The sequence below is a fragment of the Streptomyces sp. NPDC034103 genome, from assembly GCF_055575395.1.
Map to the genome: position 1 here is coordinate 100,570 of NZ_JBVISS010000014.1, position 14,579 is coordinate 115,148.

Annotated in this window: 12 protein-coding genes; 5 read left to right on the plus strand and 7 right to left on the minus strand. The window is 69.5% G+C overall.

Annotated elements, in window-relative coordinates; all coding sequences use genetic code 11:
- Positions 1-2 precede the first annotated feature (2 nt).
- Together ACZ56U_RS29940 and ACZ56U_RS29945 are read left to right on the plus strand one after the other, a co-directional pair.
- Positions 3-473: a GNAT family N-acetyltransferase gene (locus tag ACZ56U_RS29940; protein WP_469087081.1), complete on the plus strand. Its 471-nt coding sequence runs from the start codon at positions 3-5 to the stop codon at positions 471-473.
- Between the two features lie 79 nt (positions 474-552).
- On the plus strand, positions 553-2,004 hold the full coding sequence (locus ACZ56U_RS29945; RefSeq protein WP_469087082.1) for a peptidoglycan D,D-transpeptidase FtsI family protein: 1,452 nt from the start codon (positions 553-555) through the stop codon (positions 2,002-2,004).
- Between the two features lie 39 nt (positions 2,005-2,043).
- Here ACZ56U_RS29945 and ACZ56U_RS29950 read toward each other — a convergent pair whose 3' ends face one another.
- Positions 2,044-3,501 (minus strand): NCS2 family permease, encoded by a 1,458-nt coding sequence (locus ACZ56U_RS29950; RefSeq protein ID WP_469087083.1) that lies wholly within the window; start codon positions 3,499-3,501, stop codon positions 2,044-2,046.
- A gap of 233 nt (positions 3,502-3,734) precedes the next feature.
- Here ACZ56U_RS29950 and ACZ56U_RS29955 point away from each other — a divergent pair, with 233 nt between their 5' ends.
- The gene (locus ACZ56U_RS29955) at positions 3,735-4,301 is read left to right on the plus strand and encodes a SigE family RNA polymerase sigma factor (protein ID WP_469087084.1); all 567 of its coding nucleotides are present in this window, start codon (positions 3,735-3,737) and stop codon (positions 4,299-4,301) included.
- On the plus strand, positions 4,298-5,158 hold the full coding sequence (locus tag ACZ56U_RS29960; RefSeq protein ID WP_469087085.1) for a hypothetical protein: 861 nt from the start codon (positions 4,298-4,300) through the stop codon (positions 5,156-5,158). The genes ACZ56U_RS29955 and ACZ56U_RS29960 overlap by 4 nt, the downstream gene beginning before the upstream one ends.
- 480 nt (positions 5,159-5,638) lie before the next feature.
- Here ACZ56U_RS29960 and ACZ56U_RS29965 read toward each other — a convergent pair whose 3' ends face one another.
- Entirely contained in the window at positions 5,639-6,793 is a 1,155-nt protein-coding gene (locus ACZ56U_RS29965) for a right-handed parallel beta-helix repeat-containing protein (protein WP_469087086.1), read from the minus strand.
- Between the two features lie 223 nt (positions 6,794-7,016).
- Here ACZ56U_RS29965 and ACZ56U_RS29970 point away from each other — a divergent pair, with 223 nt between their 5' ends.
- Positions 7,017-9,224 carry a glycoside hydrolase family 43 protein gene (locus tag ACZ56U_RS29970; RefSeq protein WP_469087087.1) on the plus strand — a complete coding sequence of 736 codons (2,208 nt, stop codon included), beginning with the start codon at positions 7,017-7,019 and terminating at the stop codon, positions 9,222-9,224.
- A 6-nt stretch (positions 9,225-9,230) separates the two neighbouring features.
- Here the strand turns inward: ACZ56U_RS29970 and ACZ56U_RS29975 are convergent, their stop codons facing one another.
- The 5 genes from ACZ56U_RS29975 to ACZ56U_RS29995 all read right to left on the minus strand — a co-directional run bounded on the left by ACZ56U_RS29975 (position 9,231) and on the right by ACZ56U_RS29995 (position 14,579).
- Complete coding sequence (locus ACZ56U_RS29975) at positions 9,231-10,031, minus strand: HAD family acid phosphatase (protein ID WP_469087088.1); 801 nt, start codon at positions 10,029-10,031, stop codon at positions 9,231-9,233.
- A gap of 76 nt (positions 10,032-10,107) precedes the next feature.
- Entirely contained in the window at positions 10,108-11,220 is a 1,113-nt protein-coding gene (locus tag ACZ56U_RS29980) for a right-handed parallel beta-helix repeat-containing protein (RefSeq protein ID WP_469087089.1), read from the minus strand.
- Between the two features lie 36 nt (positions 11,221-11,256).
- Positions 11,257-12,312: a dienelactone hydrolase family protein gene (locus tag ACZ56U_RS29985; protein WP_469087090.1), complete on the minus strand. Its 1,056-nt coding sequence runs from the start codon at positions 12,310-12,312 to the stop codon at positions 11,257-11,259.
- Positions 12,299-13,561 carry a pectate lyase family protein gene (locus ACZ56U_RS29990; protein WP_469087091.1) on the minus strand — a complete coding sequence of 421 codons (1,263 nt, stop codon included), beginning with the start codon at positions 13,559-13,561 and terminating at the stop codon, positions 12,299-12,301. Before ACZ56U_RS29990 ends, ACZ56U_RS29985 begins: the two co-directional genes overlap by 14 nt.
- A complete protein-coding gene (locus tag ACZ56U_RS29995) occupies positions 13,554-14,579 on the minus strand; it encodes a pectinesterase family protein (RefSeq protein WP_469087092.1) in 1,026 nt (341 codons plus the stop codon). Before ACZ56U_RS29995 ends, ACZ56U_RS29990 begins: the two co-directional genes overlap by 8 nt.

The window sequence follows — 14,579 nt, forward strand, 5'->3', positions numbered from 1 at the left end:
CCATGAACGTCGTACTCCGCGAGGTCCACGACAGCGATCTGCCGGTGTTCTTCCGGCAGACGAACGACCCGGAGGCCGCGCGCATGGCGGCCTTCACCGCCCGGGATCCGGCCGACTGGGACGCCTTCGAGGCCCACTGGACGCGGATCCGGGCCTCCGACGCCCTGACCCGGACCGTGCTGGCCGACGGTGACGTGGTCGGCACCGCCGCGGTGTACGGGGACCCGGGCGAGCGCGAGGTGACGTACTGGATCGACCGCGCGTACTGGGGGCGCGGCATCGCCACGGCCGCCCTGCGCGAGCTGCTGGACCTGGCGCCGGAGCGTCCGCTGCACGCCCGGGCGGCGGCGGACAACGCCGGTTCGCGGCGGGTGCTGGAGAAGTGCGGGTTCCGGGTGACGGCCCACGCGCGCGGGTACGCGGGCGCCCGCGGCGAGGAGATCGACGAGATCGTGCTGACGCTGGAGGGCTGACGCCGCTCCATGAACGTCCCATGAGAAAGCCGGGGCGCGGGGAACGATCGCCTCCGTCCCGCTCGTCTACCTCGGTGGGATGAACAAGACGATCAGGCGCGCCTCGGTCTTCACGCTGCTCCTGGTGTTCGCTCTGCTGCTGCGGGCGACCTGGGTGCAGTTCTACGACGGCCAGGCGCTCGCGGACGACAGCGACAACCGGCGGAACGCGATCGAGACGTACTCGTCGCCGCTGGGGAACATCATCGTGGCCGGTGAGTCGATCACCGGTTCCGCGCAGACGAAGGGCAGCGACCTCAGGTACAAGCGCACCTACAAGCACGGCGAGCTGTACGCCGCGGTGACGGGTTACGCCTCGCAGGCGTACGCGCCGACCCAGCTCGAGGGCGTCTACGCCGACCTGCTCAACGGCACCGACAGCAGGCTGAAGTCGGTGCTGGACACGGTCACCAACGAGCGGGCCGAGCCGGGCAACGTGGTGACGACGATCGACCCCGCCGTCCAGAAGGCCGCCTATGAGGCGCTCGGCGACAAGCTGGGCGCGGCCGTCGCGATCGACCCGAGGACCGGCAAGATCCTGGCGGTCGCCTCGACGCCGTCGTACGACCCGTCCTCGCTGACCGACGCCAACACGGCAGGTGCGGCGTGGCAGAAGCTCACCAAGGACTCCGACAAGCCGCTGGTCAACCGGGCGCTGCGGCAGCCGGTGGCGCCTGGTTCGACGTTCAAGCTGGTCGTGGCGGCGGCCGCGCTGGAGGACGGGCTGTACGCGTCGGTGGACGAGAACACCGACAGCCCGGACCCCTACACGCTGCCGGGCACGGTCACCAAGCTGGAGAACGAGAACAGGTCGGCGCCGTGCGAGAACGCCTCGATCCGCACCGCGCTCCGGTACTCCTGCAACAACGTGTTCGCGAAGATGGCGTTCAACCTCGGCCAGGACAAGCTGCGGGCGATGGCGGAGAAGTTCGGCTTCAACGACGAGTCGCAGGACGTGCCCGTGCGGGCGTACACCAGCGTCTACCCCTCGGACATGGACGACTCGTCGACGGCCCAGACCGGTATCGGGCAGTTCGACGTCACCGCGACCCCGCTCCAGATGGCCATGGTGTCGGCGGCCATCGCCAACGGCGGCAAGCTGGTCTCCCCGCACATGGTGGCTCAGATCACCGACAGCGGTGGCGATGTGCTGGAGAACTACGACGACGAGACGTCCACGACCGAGGTCGTCAGCTCCGAGACCGCCGAGCAGCTCCAGTCGGCGATGCAGACGGTCGTCCAGGACGGCACCGGTACCAACGCGCGGATCGACGGGGCGACCGTCGGCGGCAAGACGGGTACCGCCCAGCGCGGCGAGAACAACAGCAAGTCGCCGTACGCCTGGTTCACCTCCTACGGCAAGGCCGACGGCAAGGAGGTCGCCGTCGCGGTCCTGGTGGAGCAGTCGGACGCGGCCCGCTCCGAGGTCAGCGGCAACGGGCTGGCGGCGCCGGTGGCGAAGGCGATGATGGAAGCGGCCCTGAAGAAGTGAGCGTCGGGGGTGGCTCCGGCCCGGGAGCCACCCCTCACCTCACTTCGCGCCGAGGAGCTGCTCGATCGGGTCGATCGCGAAGTACACCAGGAACAGCACCGAGGTCCCCCACAGCAGCCAGTGGATCTCCTTCGCCTTCCCGAGCACCGTCTTGATGACGACGTACGCGACGAACCCGGCCCCGATCCCGTTGGTGATCGAGTACGTGAACGGCATGACGGCGATGGTGAGGAACGCCGGGATGGCGATCTCGTACCTGTCCCAGTCGATGTGCTTGACCTGGGTCATCATGAGGAAGCCGACGGCGACCAGCGCGGGCGCGGCCGCCTGGAGCGGGACGATGGTGAGCAGCGGGGTCAGGAACAGGGCGAGGCCGAAGAGCCCGCCGGTGACCAGGTTCGAGAAGCCGGTGCGCGAGCCCTCGCCGACGCCCGCCGCCGACTCGATGTACGAGGTGGCCGAGGACGCCGACGCCGCGCCGCCCGCGACCGCTGCGGCACCGTCGATGAGCAGCACCCGGCCGAGGTTCGGGACCTTGCCCTCCTCGTCGAGCAGTCCGGCCTCGGCGCTGATGCCGACGACCGTGCCCATGGTGTCGAAGAAGTCGGACAGGATCAGCGTGAAGATCAGCAGGACGACGGTGATGACACCGACGTCGGACGCGCTGAACGCGCCGAAGAGGCTGAACTGGCCGAGCAGTCCGAAGTCCGGGGCGTCGACGACCTTGTCGGGCCAGGCGGGCGTGGTCAGGCCCCAGCTCTTGATGTCGGCCGCCGAGTTGATGATCATCGCGAGGACCGTCATGGTCACGATGCTGATCAGGATCGCGCCCTTGACCTTGCGGGCGAGCAGTCCGATGGTCAGCAGCACGCCGAGACAGAAGACGAGAATCGGCCACCCGGAGAGGGTGCCGGTCCCGCCGAGTTGTACCGGTACGGTGGTGTTCGCGGCGTCCGGGATGCGGCTGACGAAGCCGGCGTCGACGAAGCCGATGAAGGCGATGAACAGGCCGATGCCGACGCTGATCGCCTGCTTGAGCGGCTGCGGGATGGCGTGCATGACGGCCTCGCGCAGCCCGGTCACCACCAGCACGCAGATCAGCAGTCCTTCGAGGACCACCAGACCCATCGCGTCGTCCCAGCTCATCAGCGGGGCGATCTGGAAGGCGACCACCGCGTTCAGGCCGAGTCCGGCGGCGAGCGCGAGTGGGAGGTTGCCGCCGACACCCATGATGATCGTCATCACCGCGGCCACCAGGGCGGTGGCGGTGGTGAGTTGGACCGGGTCGAGGGTGTCGCCGAACTTGTCCTTGGCGCTGCCCAGGATGATGGGGTTCAGGACAAGGATGTAGGCCATCGTGAAGAACGTGGCGAGGCCGCCGCGTATCTCCCGGGCGAAGGTGGAGCCTCGTTCGGAGATTCCGAAGAACCGGTCGACGCTGTTCGTGGCGGGTGGCGCGGTGCCTGGCCGGTCTTCCGTCTTCTCGGTCGCGGGCATGGTGACGCTCCTCGGGGCCTGATGGATCAGTGTGCGGATGCTGGCTGGATTGTTCCCCTGTTGAACGCGTTTCAGGTTTTCTCCGTGTTACGGAATCGGGGTCGGGGGATCAGACTGTGTTCGAAGCCCCGTACGAACCACACGGATGATCACTGCTACGCTTCCGGATCTCATCCGGCCGCCTCCGGATGATCACATGTCATTCACATGACAGGCACAGGGAGGTTTCGCCCGTGGGCACGGTCGTCGACGACGCAGCCTCCGTGGAATTCCATGCCTTCTTCGAGCGGCACTACGCCGAACTGTCCCGGCTCGCGTATCTGTTGACCGGTGAGTCGGACGCCGCCGACGATCTCGCGGCGGACGCGCTGCTCGCGCTGTGGAACCGCTGGGACCGGGTGCGCGCGGCCGATCATCCGGCCGCGTACGCCCGTGGCGTCGTCGCCAACCTGGCCCGCACCCGGATCCGCAGCGCGGTCCGGGAGCGCCGGCGGATCGCCCTGTTCTGGTCGCAGCGCGAGGAGAAGGTCGAGAACCCGGACATCGCGGGGGTCGTCGACGTCCAGGACGCGTTGCGCAGGCTGCCGTTCCGCAAGCGGGCGTGCGTGGTGCTGCGGCACGCGTTCGACCTGTCGGAGAAGGACACCGCTCTCGCCCTCGGTGTTTCCGTGGGTACGGTTAAGTCCCAGACGTCCAAGGGGATGGCCGAACTCCAGCGGTTGCTCGGCTCCCAGGGCGTTCCCCAGAGGATGGCGGCGGCCATGGCGCGTGGCGGCGAGAGCGGAGGACGGACCCGATGAGGCAGCAGGACGTGCACGACGAGCTGCGCGCCCGACTGCACGAGGCGGCCGGACAGCACGAACCGGACCGCGCGCGCATCCTGGCCCGGATCGAGCGCGGCATGGCCGAGGAGAGGCGCCCCGACCACCGGGCCGTCCGCCCGCCGGTGTTCGGCTGGGTGCGGGTGGCCGGCGCCACGGCGGCGGTCGCGTGCGTGCTCGGCATCGGCGGCTACGCGGTGGCCTCGGCCGTGAAGGACGACGCCCCGCAGCAGACCGTGGCGACCACGGCGACGCCCGAGCCCTCGCCGGACGCGACGAGCCGGGCGCCGATCGACCCGGCCGACCCGTCGCCGGGCGAGACCCCGCGGACGAGGGAACCCAGCGGCACGCCCTCGTCGCAGCGCCCCTCGGCGACCCCCACCGCCCAGCCCCCCGTCACCGCCGTCGGCGAGGAGGACGGACCGCTCTGGTCGGACGGCTCGGTCGACCCGCACAGCAACGACTTCTGGGCGCAGAGCGACGTCACCCTGAAGACCTCCGAGAAACTGACCGCCCTCACCGTGCAGTTGAGGATCGCGCAGACCGGCGGGGTGACCTCGACCGGCGCGTGGCGTTCGTTGCCGGAGGACGACTTCACGCTGACGACCGAGGAGCGGGACGGCTTCGTCGTCTACACCTGGACCCTCAAGGAGGGCCGCAAGGTCGCCAAGGGCGAGTGGGTGTTCGCGGGGCAGTACGACCATGAGCGCGGCGGCCGGGACGCGGCCGACGACAGCTACGCGGCGACCGGTACGGCGGGCGGCGAACGGCTCGCGGTGAGGGGCGACTTCGCGGCCCACTCCGACGACGACGCCTCCTCCGAAGGGGACTCGTAGAACCCTCCGAAGGGGACGCGCGAGACCCCTCCGACGGCACTCGTGAAAAACTTTTGGATGGGCGGCAACCCTTTCCCCGCCCGTGGCGACCAGGAGGCGCAAGGTTCTTCTCCCACGCAGGGAACGGGCATGACCGCACGAGCCGAACAGCGCGTCCGCCACCGCCGCCGGGTCACCAGGCGCCGTGCGGTGATCGCCGGTGCCTCGGCCCCCGGTATCACGGGGGCGGCGGCCGTCACGACGATCGACGGGTCCCGCACGCCCCAACCGCCGTTCTCGTCACACAAGTTCGCGGGTGGGGAACAACCTTTCGGTCACCTTCGACGTCACTAGTAGTGAGTGACGTCGAAGACCTGGACCGCACAGACCTGCTGACTCGAGCCCCCCTCGGTCAGCAGCAGCCGGCTGGAGCCCCCCTCGGGCCGGAGACAAGAGCCGCCCCGCAGGTGACGACCTGCGGGGCGGCTCTTGTCTCCGGGTTCAGTTCATCGCCGAGCCGATGGCGGTGGAGCCGGTGGTGAGGAAGGTCGTGGCCGGAAGCGAGCCGTCGGCCTTCCGGGCGCCGTACGCCGTCGTCGCGTCCTTCGACCTGAAGGCGGGCGTGGTGACCCCGCTGTCCCAGTTGTTGGCGGCCGACACCGTCGACGAACCCAGCTTGGACAGCCCGCCCTTGTCGCCCACCGCGAGGTTGCGGGCGAGGCGGGCCTTGCCGGTGGCGAAGTAGAAGCCCGCCTCGGCGTTGGAGTAGGACGTGTTGCGGTTCAGGACGATCGCGCCCCGGTTGGAGTTCTCGGTGAACCCGTTGAGCGTGTTGTCCCAGGCCGCGTTGTTGTTCACCAGGTGCGCGACGGTGACGCCCCCACCGCCCAGCTTGTAGCCGTTGCCGTTGCCCTCGAAGGCGGAGTCGTTCCAGCGGTTCTTGCCGTTGCCGAAGGCCCAGGAGTGCTCGATGGTGACGGGCGAGGAGTACTGCCACAGGTCAAGCCCGTCATCAGAGTTGTTGTACAGGCGGGCGCCGGTGATCCGGTTGCCGGTGCCGGAGCCGAACTTGACGGCGATCCCGTCGGCGTTCTGCCCGTGGCCGGCCGGGTCGTAGTTGCCGTGGCTGTCGAGGTTCTGCACCAGGTTGTTCGTCGTGCCGTCGCCGCGCAGGGTGAACCCGGAGTCGCCGTTGTTCGCGGTGACGAGGTTCTTGAAGACGCCCCCCACGGACGAGGTCACGACGAAGCCCTGGGCCGGGGAGTTCTGGAAGGTGAGGTTCTGCACGGTCCAGTAGTCGCCGTAGATGCCGACCAGCCAGGAGCCGTCGGGCAGCTTGGACCCGTCGATCCTCACCTTCTCGCTGCCGTACGCCTTGAGCGTGATGCGCGCCGAACTCGTGCCGTTCGCCGTGGACTTGAGGGTGGAGGTCGGATAGTACGTGCCGGCGCGCAGCTGGATGGTGGTACCAGCCGCCGCGTTCCTCACCGCCGACTCGAGCTCCGCGGCGTTCGTCACGGTCACCGTGGCGGACGCGGCCTGGGCGCCGTCGTTCGACAGTCCGAGGTAGACGCCGCCCGCCCCCGAGGCGACGGCCACCGCGGCGGCGATGGAGAGCGTGCGGGTCCTGCGGTGGCGTCCGGTGCTCTGACGCACGGGGCGTTCCTTTCCTAGGCAAATGGAGTGAAACGGGCCGGAGGGGCCGCCCCGGCCCGTTTCTGACACCAGGTCGCCACCGACGCGGACAAAGGTTGCCGGGCCCTGAAGGGCAGCCGAAAGTTTCGGTCCCGCCCCTCCCCCCACCCACCGATTGACGCACCCCGCCACACCGATGACACTCCGATCGAACACAACCCCCCACACTCACACAGGATGTGTCATGCGCCCCCGCACCGTCCGCACGCTCCTGATACCCCTCCTCGCCCTCCTCCTCGGCCTGCTGTCGGCCCCGCCCAGTACCGCGAACCCCGGAGCGCCACCCGTGCACAAGCCCCAGTACGCCGGTTATCTCTTCGCCTACTTCACCGGCGAGGGCACCGCGGACGGCGAGCAGATCCGCTACGCCCTCAGCCGCGGCAACGACCCGCTGCACTGGCGTGAGCTGAACCAGGGCAAGCCCGTCCTCAGCTCCACCATCGGGGAGAAGGGGCTGCGCGACCCGTTCGTGATCCGCTCCCCCGAGGGCGACAGGTTCTACATGATCGCCACCGACCTGCGCATGTACCAGAGCAGCAGCGGCAGTTGGGACGAGGTCCAGCGGCAGGGCAGCAAGTCGATCATGGTCTGGGAGTCCACCGACCTGGTCCACTGGACCGAGCAGCGCCTGGCGCGGGTCGCTCCCGACAACGCCGGCAACACCTGGGCGCCGGAGGCCTACTGGGACGACACCCTGGGCGAGTTCGTCGTCTTCTGGGCGTCGAAGCTGTACGCCGACGACGACCCCGGCCACACGGGATCGACGTACAACAAGATGCTCTACGCCACCACGAAGGACTTCCGCACCTTCAGCGAGCCGAAGGTCTGGCACGACCCCGGCTACTCGGTCATCGACTCGACGGTGGTGGAGCACCGGGGCACCTACTACCGCTACACCAAGGACGAGCGGGACCCCAGCTCCGCCAGCCCCTGCTCGAAGTTCATCACCGCGGAGAAGTCGACGTCCCTGACCTCGACCGACTACGACTTCGTGGCGGACTGCGTCGGCAGCGGCGCGATGGAGCGCGGCGAGGGCCCGACGGTGTTCAAGTCCAACACCGAGGAGAAGTGGTACCTGTTCATCGACGAGTACGGCGGTCGCGGGTACGTGCCCTTCGAGACCACCGACCTGGACTCGGGCAGGTGGACACCGTCCGCGAACTACCAGCTTCCGGCAAGTCCCCGGCACGGCACGGTACTTCCCGTGACGCAGGCCGAGTATGACCGGCTGCTCGCGGCCTACCCGGCGACCCCCACCTCGGTCGTGGACGTGACCGCGAAGGACCAGAAGGGGTACGCCGTCGTCACGGAGGCCTCCTCGAAGGTCGTCCTGCCGATGCGGCCGGGCACGGACCTTGCGCGGCTGGCCCCTCAGGTGCGGGTCGGTGAGGGCGCCTCGGTGAGCCCGAGGTCCGGTACCCGCCGCGACTTCCGCACGCCGCAGACGTACACCGTGAGGGCCGCCGACGGCACGAGGCGCATCTGGACGGTGGAGGCGGTACCGACCGGAAGTCCCGTCCTGCCAGGGCTCAACGCCGACCCGGACGTGCACTTTTTGAACGGCGAGTACTGGATCTACCCGACCACGGACGGCTTCCAGGGCTGGGGCGGCACCCGCTTCAAGGCGTACTCGTCGAAGGACCTCGTCCACTGGAAGGACCACGGCGTCATCCTGGACCTCGGTCCGGACGTCACCTGGGCGGACAAGTACGCCTGGGCACCGGCCATCGCCGAGCGGGACGGCAGGTACTACTTCTACTTCTGCGCCGAGCAGCAGATCGGCGTCGCGGTGGCCGACTCCCCCGCCGGCCCCTTCAAGGACGCGCTGGGCAAGCCGCTGGTGGCCAAGGGCGGGACGCTCAAGGGCCAGATGATCGACCCGGCCGTCTTCACGGACGACGACGGGACGTCGTATCTGTACTGGGGCAACGGGCACGGGTACGTGGTGCCGCTGAACGACGACATGACCTCGTACGACCCGGCGAGGATCGCGGACATCACCCCGGACAACTTCCGCGAGGGGTCCTTCGTGGTCAAGCGCGAGGGCACGTACTACTTCACGTGGTCCGAGGACGACACCCGCAGCGAGAACTACCACGTCGCCTACGCGACCGGACCGTCCCCGCTCGGCCCGTGGACCAAAAAGGGGACGATCCTGTCCAAGCGTCCCGAGTACGGCATCCTCGCCACCGGTCACCACTCCGTGGTGCGGGCGCCCGGCACGGACGACTGGTACATCGTCTACCACCGGTTCGCACTGAACGGGCCGGGCAAGGCGGGCGGGGACGGCATGCACCGCGAGACGACCGTCGACCGCATGAGGTTCGCGGCCGACGGGTCGATCCTGCCGGTGGTGCCGACCCTGGAGGGGATCAGGCCCGTACGCCGGTGAGCGGACTCAGCTGACGTAGTACGTCGGGTTCGGGAGCTTGTACGTCCGGTCGGCGTACCCGCCCTCGAGGTCCGAGTACTGGTCGCCGAGGTTGGCGACGATGTCGTACCCGAGGTCCTGCTCGATGTGCTTCCGGGTGCCGGACTTGTACTGCACGGTGGTGCAGGTCCAGGTGCCCGGGGTCGCGCAGGAGCGGAGATAGGCCGGCGGGTTCGCCTTGTCCTTGAGGAACACGTGGTCGGCGTCGAGGTTCACATCGGCGCCGATCCTCTTCAGGTTCTCGACGGCGGCGGAGCGCTGCGCCTCGGAGAGACCGGAGTTGTAGAAGACCTCGACGCCCCTGGACTCGGCGTACCGGACCAGCTCGGGACTGCCGAAGACGGCCGGGCGGTCGGCCCTGTTCACGTAGTCGGCCCACGTGGCGGCGTTGTACGTGTAGTTGGTCTTCTTCTCGTAGTCGAGGCTGAGCAGCAGCGTGTCGTCGATGTCGAAGACGACCGCGGGCTTGTCGCCCTTCTTCTTCGAGGCCTTCTTGGCGGCCTTGTCGATCTGCTTCCTGGCGGCCTTGTCGATGGCCGCGAGGTCCTTGGCGTACTGGCTGTCGGCCGACGCCTGGTAGACGCCGTTCGCGTCCAGCGTCGTGCCGTAGTAGGTGTCGATGTCCTTCACCAGGAGACCGATGTTGTACGGCTCGTGGGTGCTGTTCGCGGTGGACTGGCCGGCCGTGGCCGCGCCGGCGCCGTAGAGACCGGCACCGGCGACGGCACACGCGGCGGCTATGGCCGCGATACGCAGTGGTTTTTGCATGACAGACGTTCTACGCGCGTCACCCGGGTGGGCGCGAGACCCGCCGGGCAAAAAACGGGTCAAGCACCCCGGGAGGTCAGTTCATCGTGGCGCCGATGGTCGTCGAGCCCGTGGTGAGGAAGGTCGTGGCCGGCAGGGTGCCGCTGGAGCCGCGGGCGTTGTACGTCGTCGAGGCGTCCGTGGAGCGGAAGGCCGGCGTCGGGATGCCGGAGTCCCAGTTGTTGCCGGACGAGGTGACCGAGGAGCCCTTGCTGACCGAGCCGCCGCGGTTGCTGACGGCGAGGTTCTTGCCGAGTCTGGCCGCGCCGGTGGCGAAGTAGTAGCCCCACTTGCTGTTGGCGTAGGCGGTGGTGCGGTTGATGACGATGGCGCCTTTGTTGGAGTTCTCGGTGAAGCCGTTGCCGGCGTTGCCCCAGGCCGCCGAGTTGTTGACGACGTGCGCGACGACCTCGCCGTCGCCGCCCAGCTTGTAGCCGTTGCCGTCGCCCGCGAAGGCCGGGTCGGACCAGCGGTTGACGCCGTTGCCCATGGCCCAGGTGTGCTCGACGGTGACGGGCGAGGAGAAGGACCAGAAGTCCAGACCGTCGTCCGAGTTGTTGTAGAGGCGGGCGCCGGTGATCAGGTTGCCGGTGCCGGAGCCGAACTTCACGGCGATGCCGTCGGCGTTCTCGCCGTGGCCCGCGGCGTCGTAGTGGCCGTAGGAGTCGATGTTCTTGACCGTGTTGTTGACGGTCCCGTCGCCGGTGAGCGTGAAGCCGGAGTCGCCGCCGTTGATGGTCCTGATGTTGTTCCAGACCGTGCCGGTGCAGGACTGGCAGACGACCGCGCTGTCCGGGGAGTTCTGGAAGGTGATGTTGGAGACGTTCCAGTAGTCCGCGGTCAGCTTGAAGATCCAGTCGCCGTCCGGCAGGTTCGAGCCGTCGATCTTCACGGTCTCCGAGCCGTACGCGGTGAGCTGGACGGGCGAGGACGAGGTGCCGTTGGCCGTGGACTGGAGGGTGGCCGTCGGGTAGTAGGTGCCGCCGCGGACCTGGATGACGGTCCCGGCGGTGGCGTTCTTGATGGCGGCCGACAGGTCGGCGGAGTTGCTGACGACGACGGCCTGGGCCTGGGCCTGGCCGGGGAGGACGGCGATGCCCGAGCCGAGGGCCAGGGCCGTCGCCGCGAGGAGAGCGGTACGACGAGACATGGAGTGCGGGTCCTTTCTCGCGGGTGGGGGGGAGGGTCACAGGACGCTGTCGAGCCAGCGGAAGACCTCGTCCTGCATGCGGTCGGCGAAGACATGGCCGAACTCGGGCCAGGTCCTCAAGGACAACCGCTCCTCGGCGTGACGGGAGTGCCAGACGGCGCGCAGCTTGTCGTGGGCGGCCTGGACACCTTCGGCGGTGAACAGCGGGTCGAGCCCGCCGTCGTAGAACAGCATCGGCCTGGGGGCGGCGATGCTCGCCACGTCGGGGAAGTCGAGGAACCGGGCGAGCCCGGGGTGGAGCATGTAGTAAGCGGACTGCCCGCGCAGCGCGTTGTTGCCGGGCACCATCATGTCCTTGAGGCCGGTCATCCAGCAGACGGCGGCGGTGGCGGAGACGGTGTCGGTCAGCGCGGCGGTCTGCCAGGCGCGGAAGGCGCCCATGGAGAACCCGAGTGCCGCGATCCGGCGGGGGTCCACGCGCGGGAGGCCGGCGAGGAACCCGGCGGCGCGGGCGTCCTCGCGAGCCATGAGCCCGGCGAGCGAGGCACCGAGCTGGTAGAAGGTGCTTGCCAGCGCCTGCTGTTGCTCGTAGGTGACCGGTCCGCGATCGCCCCAGCCGGGGGCGTCCAGGCACAGCACGACATAACCCCGTCGGGCCAGTTCGTCGCCCACGAACCGGCCGCCGTAGCACTGGTCGGCCCACGCCTGGGCGGGGTCGAGGCGGGTGTCGTCGTACCAGGGGCGTACGAGCTTCTCCTTGCCGATGCCGAACTCGGCCCCGTGGTCGTGGAGCAGCAGGACCGCGGGGAAGGGCCCGTGGCCGTGCGGGGTGAGCAGGATGCCGCGCACCCGCTCGTACCGGGTGAGGCAGAGGGTGACCAACTCCCGTGTGAAGCCGTTCGCTTGGTCGGCGTCGCTGTACTCGGGCGCGTACGGCGTCCGGTCCTCCCGGTCCACCAGAAGGTGGTCCTCGACCTTGCTCCGGGCCGCCATGCGCCAGGCCGGGAAGTCACGGATGGGGGAGGTGCCCCAGGCGAGCGGGAAGTCGAGCTCCTTCTTCAACGCCGGGTACAGGCTGTCAGGGGCGGCCATACGGCCTCCCCGCGCCGGCGTGGGTGAGGACGTGACGCTCCACCGCCGCGGCGGACCTGAGCGGCCGGTAGTCGTAGACGTCGGCCGGGTCCCAGCCGACGTCGTCGCTCAGTCCGAGACCGGCCGCCACCTCGCCCAGTCGGGCCGGGCGGCCGTCGGCCCAGGACCCGGTGTCGTGGAAGTGCTCGCCGCCGTAGACGGCCAGGACACGACTCGGGTCGTGGCGGAAGACGTTGCGCTCGGAGTAGAGGGCGGACTCGACGCCCACGCCCAGCGCGTAGAGCGGACTCGCGCCCCGGTAGACGTTGTTGACGACGTGCACCTGTCCGAAGCGGACGCGGGGCCCGCGCTGCGTGATGTCGGTGAACAGGTTCCGTGCGAAGGTCACCTTCAGGTGCCCGCGGTCGCGGTCGCCGCGGCCGTCGCCGGAGCCGATGAGCAGGGCCTTGTCGTGGTCGGTGAACCGGCTGTCGGAGACGGTGATGAGGTCGGAGCCGTCCTCGATGTCCAGCAACCCGTCGTGGCGCTGAACGTGTTCGCCATGGAAGCCGAGCGGTGCCTCGCGGTCGGGGAAGCGGCCGTCGGTGAAGGTGCAGTGGTCGACCCAGATGTGTGTGCCGGTGATGACGGTCATGGCGTCGAAGCGGGCGTTCCAGCTGCCCTGGGCGCCGTCTCCGGGTGACCAGCTGGTGAAGTGGTCGACGGGCGCCTCCAGTCGGAGGTTGCGGACGATGATGTTCGTGCCGGTGTCGACCGTCAGGAAGACGCCCAGCAGCCGGGCGTCGCGGCCGACGCCGACCAGGGTCGTGTTGCTCGGCACGGTCAGCTGGATCTGTGCCTTCTCCCGGTTGGAGCCGGTCTGCCTCAGCTGCCGCTGTTGTCGGCAGTAGTCGTGGCGGGTGTCGGACCAGGTGGTGCCGTCCTCGCCGAAGCAGGACATGTACCGGGCGAGGTCGTAGCCGGGCGCGTAGTCCTGCTCGCCGAGCAGTGAACCGTCGTCCGCCTCATGGCCGTTGACGTCCCCGACGACCCGGATGACCTTGGGCGCGGTGGGGTCGCCGGAGTTGGCCAGGGCTTCCTTGAGCTCGGCGCGGGTGCGCACCGTCCATGGGGTGCCGCCCGCGCCGCCGGTGGTCCCGGCGCCGGTGAACGCCCAGCCGACCGGGCCGTGTTCGGCCGCGGTGGCCCGTGGTGCCCAGCCCAGGACCAGGCACGCGCAGGCCAGGAGGGCGGCGGCCGCCCTACGCACGGGGCCGCCAGTCGCCGAGGTAGGTCGCCTTGGTGTGCGACCTGGCCTCCTCGGCGCTCAGTTGGGGCCGGTTCTCCGGGACCGAGATCACCGCGCCCGGACCACAGTTGCGGTACTCCCGAAAGCGCATGGTCTGCCAGGGGTACTGCTCGCGCATGTTCGTGTACGGCGTCACCGGGTCGATGCCGGGCCCGATCCGGGTGTCCCGCACCACGAGGGAGGGCCAGGCGGTCGTCTCGTACGACGGGACCCACGGCCGCGCCAGCTTGTACGCCGAGTCCTCGGCGCCGGAGGTGACGCGGCAGCGGACGGCGAGGATGCCGTGGGGGTTGGCGCGGGCGGTGGACGGGGCGAAGACCATGCCTTTCGGGGTGAAGCCGACGTCCCGCTGGAGGGTGTGGAAGTGGCAGTCCTCGAAGACGGCGGTGGCCCGGCCGAAGACGAAGTCGACGTCGCCCTCGATGTGGCAGCGGTGGAAGTACTGCCGGTCGAAGGAGGTGAGCGCGGTCGTCTCGACGAAGAGGGTGTCCTGGTGGGCGAGGAGCCGGACGTTGTCGAAGTGGGTGCGGTCGCCGTAGGTGTACGCGGCGACCGCCTGGGTGCCGGTGATGTCGGGGTGGTCGGCGCGCAGCCAGTCGTTGGCGATCGTCAGGTCGCGGACGGTGAGGCCGGGGGCGGCCGAGGTGAAGGTGGCGGAGCCCGCGGTGCCGTAGGTGGTCCCGTCGGGCTTCTTCGTGCCGTTCGCGTTGTCGTACACGAGGACCGTGTCGCGCGGGTCGCGGGAGGCGCCGCGCAGGGTCAACTCCGCCGCGCCGACAGGGACGTTGACGACCTCGCGATAGGTCCCCGGGTGCACGACGATCGTCCAACCGGGCCCGGTCACCGCGTCCACGGCGGCCTGGACGGAGTCGCCGGGGCGGACGTGCAGGACCCGGCGGGCGCCACGTGCGAGGGCCGGGGTGGCGCCGGTGGCGAGGACGCCCCCGGCGATGCCGGTCAGCAGGGTACGTCTGCGCAT

Bases quoted from the DNA above. Each gene is read 5' to 3' on its own strand.
- ACZ56U_RS29940 (WP_469087081.1), top strand. From the start codon at position 3: ATGAACGTCGTACTCCGCGAGGTCCACGACAGCGATCTGCCGGTGTTC.
- ACZ56U_RS29945 (WP_469087082.1), top strand. From the start codon at position 553: ATGAACAAGACGATCAGGCGCGCCTCGGTCTTCACGCTGCTCCTGGTG.
- ACZ56U_RS29950 (WP_469087083.1), bottom strand. From the start codon at position 3,501: ATGCCCGCGACCGAGAAGACGGAAGACCGGCCAGGCACCGCGCCACCC.
- ACZ56U_RS29960 (WP_469087085.1), top strand. From the start codon at position 4,298: ATGAGGCAGCAGGACGTGCACGACGAGCTGCGCGCCCGACTGCACGAG.
- ACZ56U_RS29970 (WP_469087087.1), top strand. From the start codon at position 7,017: ATGCGCCCCCGCACCGTCCGCACGCTCCTGATACCCCTCCTCGCCCTC.
- ACZ56U_RS29975 (WP_469087088.1), bottom strand. From the start codon at position 10,031: ATGCAAAAACCACTGCGTATCGCGGCCATAGCCGCCGCGTGTGCCGTC.
- ACZ56U_RS29980 (WP_469087089.1), bottom strand. From the start codon at position 11,220: ATGTCTCGTCGTACCGCTCTCCTCGCGGCGACGGCCCTGGCCCTCGGC.
- ACZ56U_RS29985 (WP_469087090.1), bottom strand. From the start codon at position 12,312: ATGGCCGCCCCTGACAGCCTGTACCCGGCGTTGAAGAAGGAGCTCGAC.
- ACZ56U_RS29995 (WP_469087092.1), bottom strand. From the start codon at position 14,579: ATGCGCAGACGTACCCTGCTGACCGGCATCGCCGGGGGCGTCCTCGCC.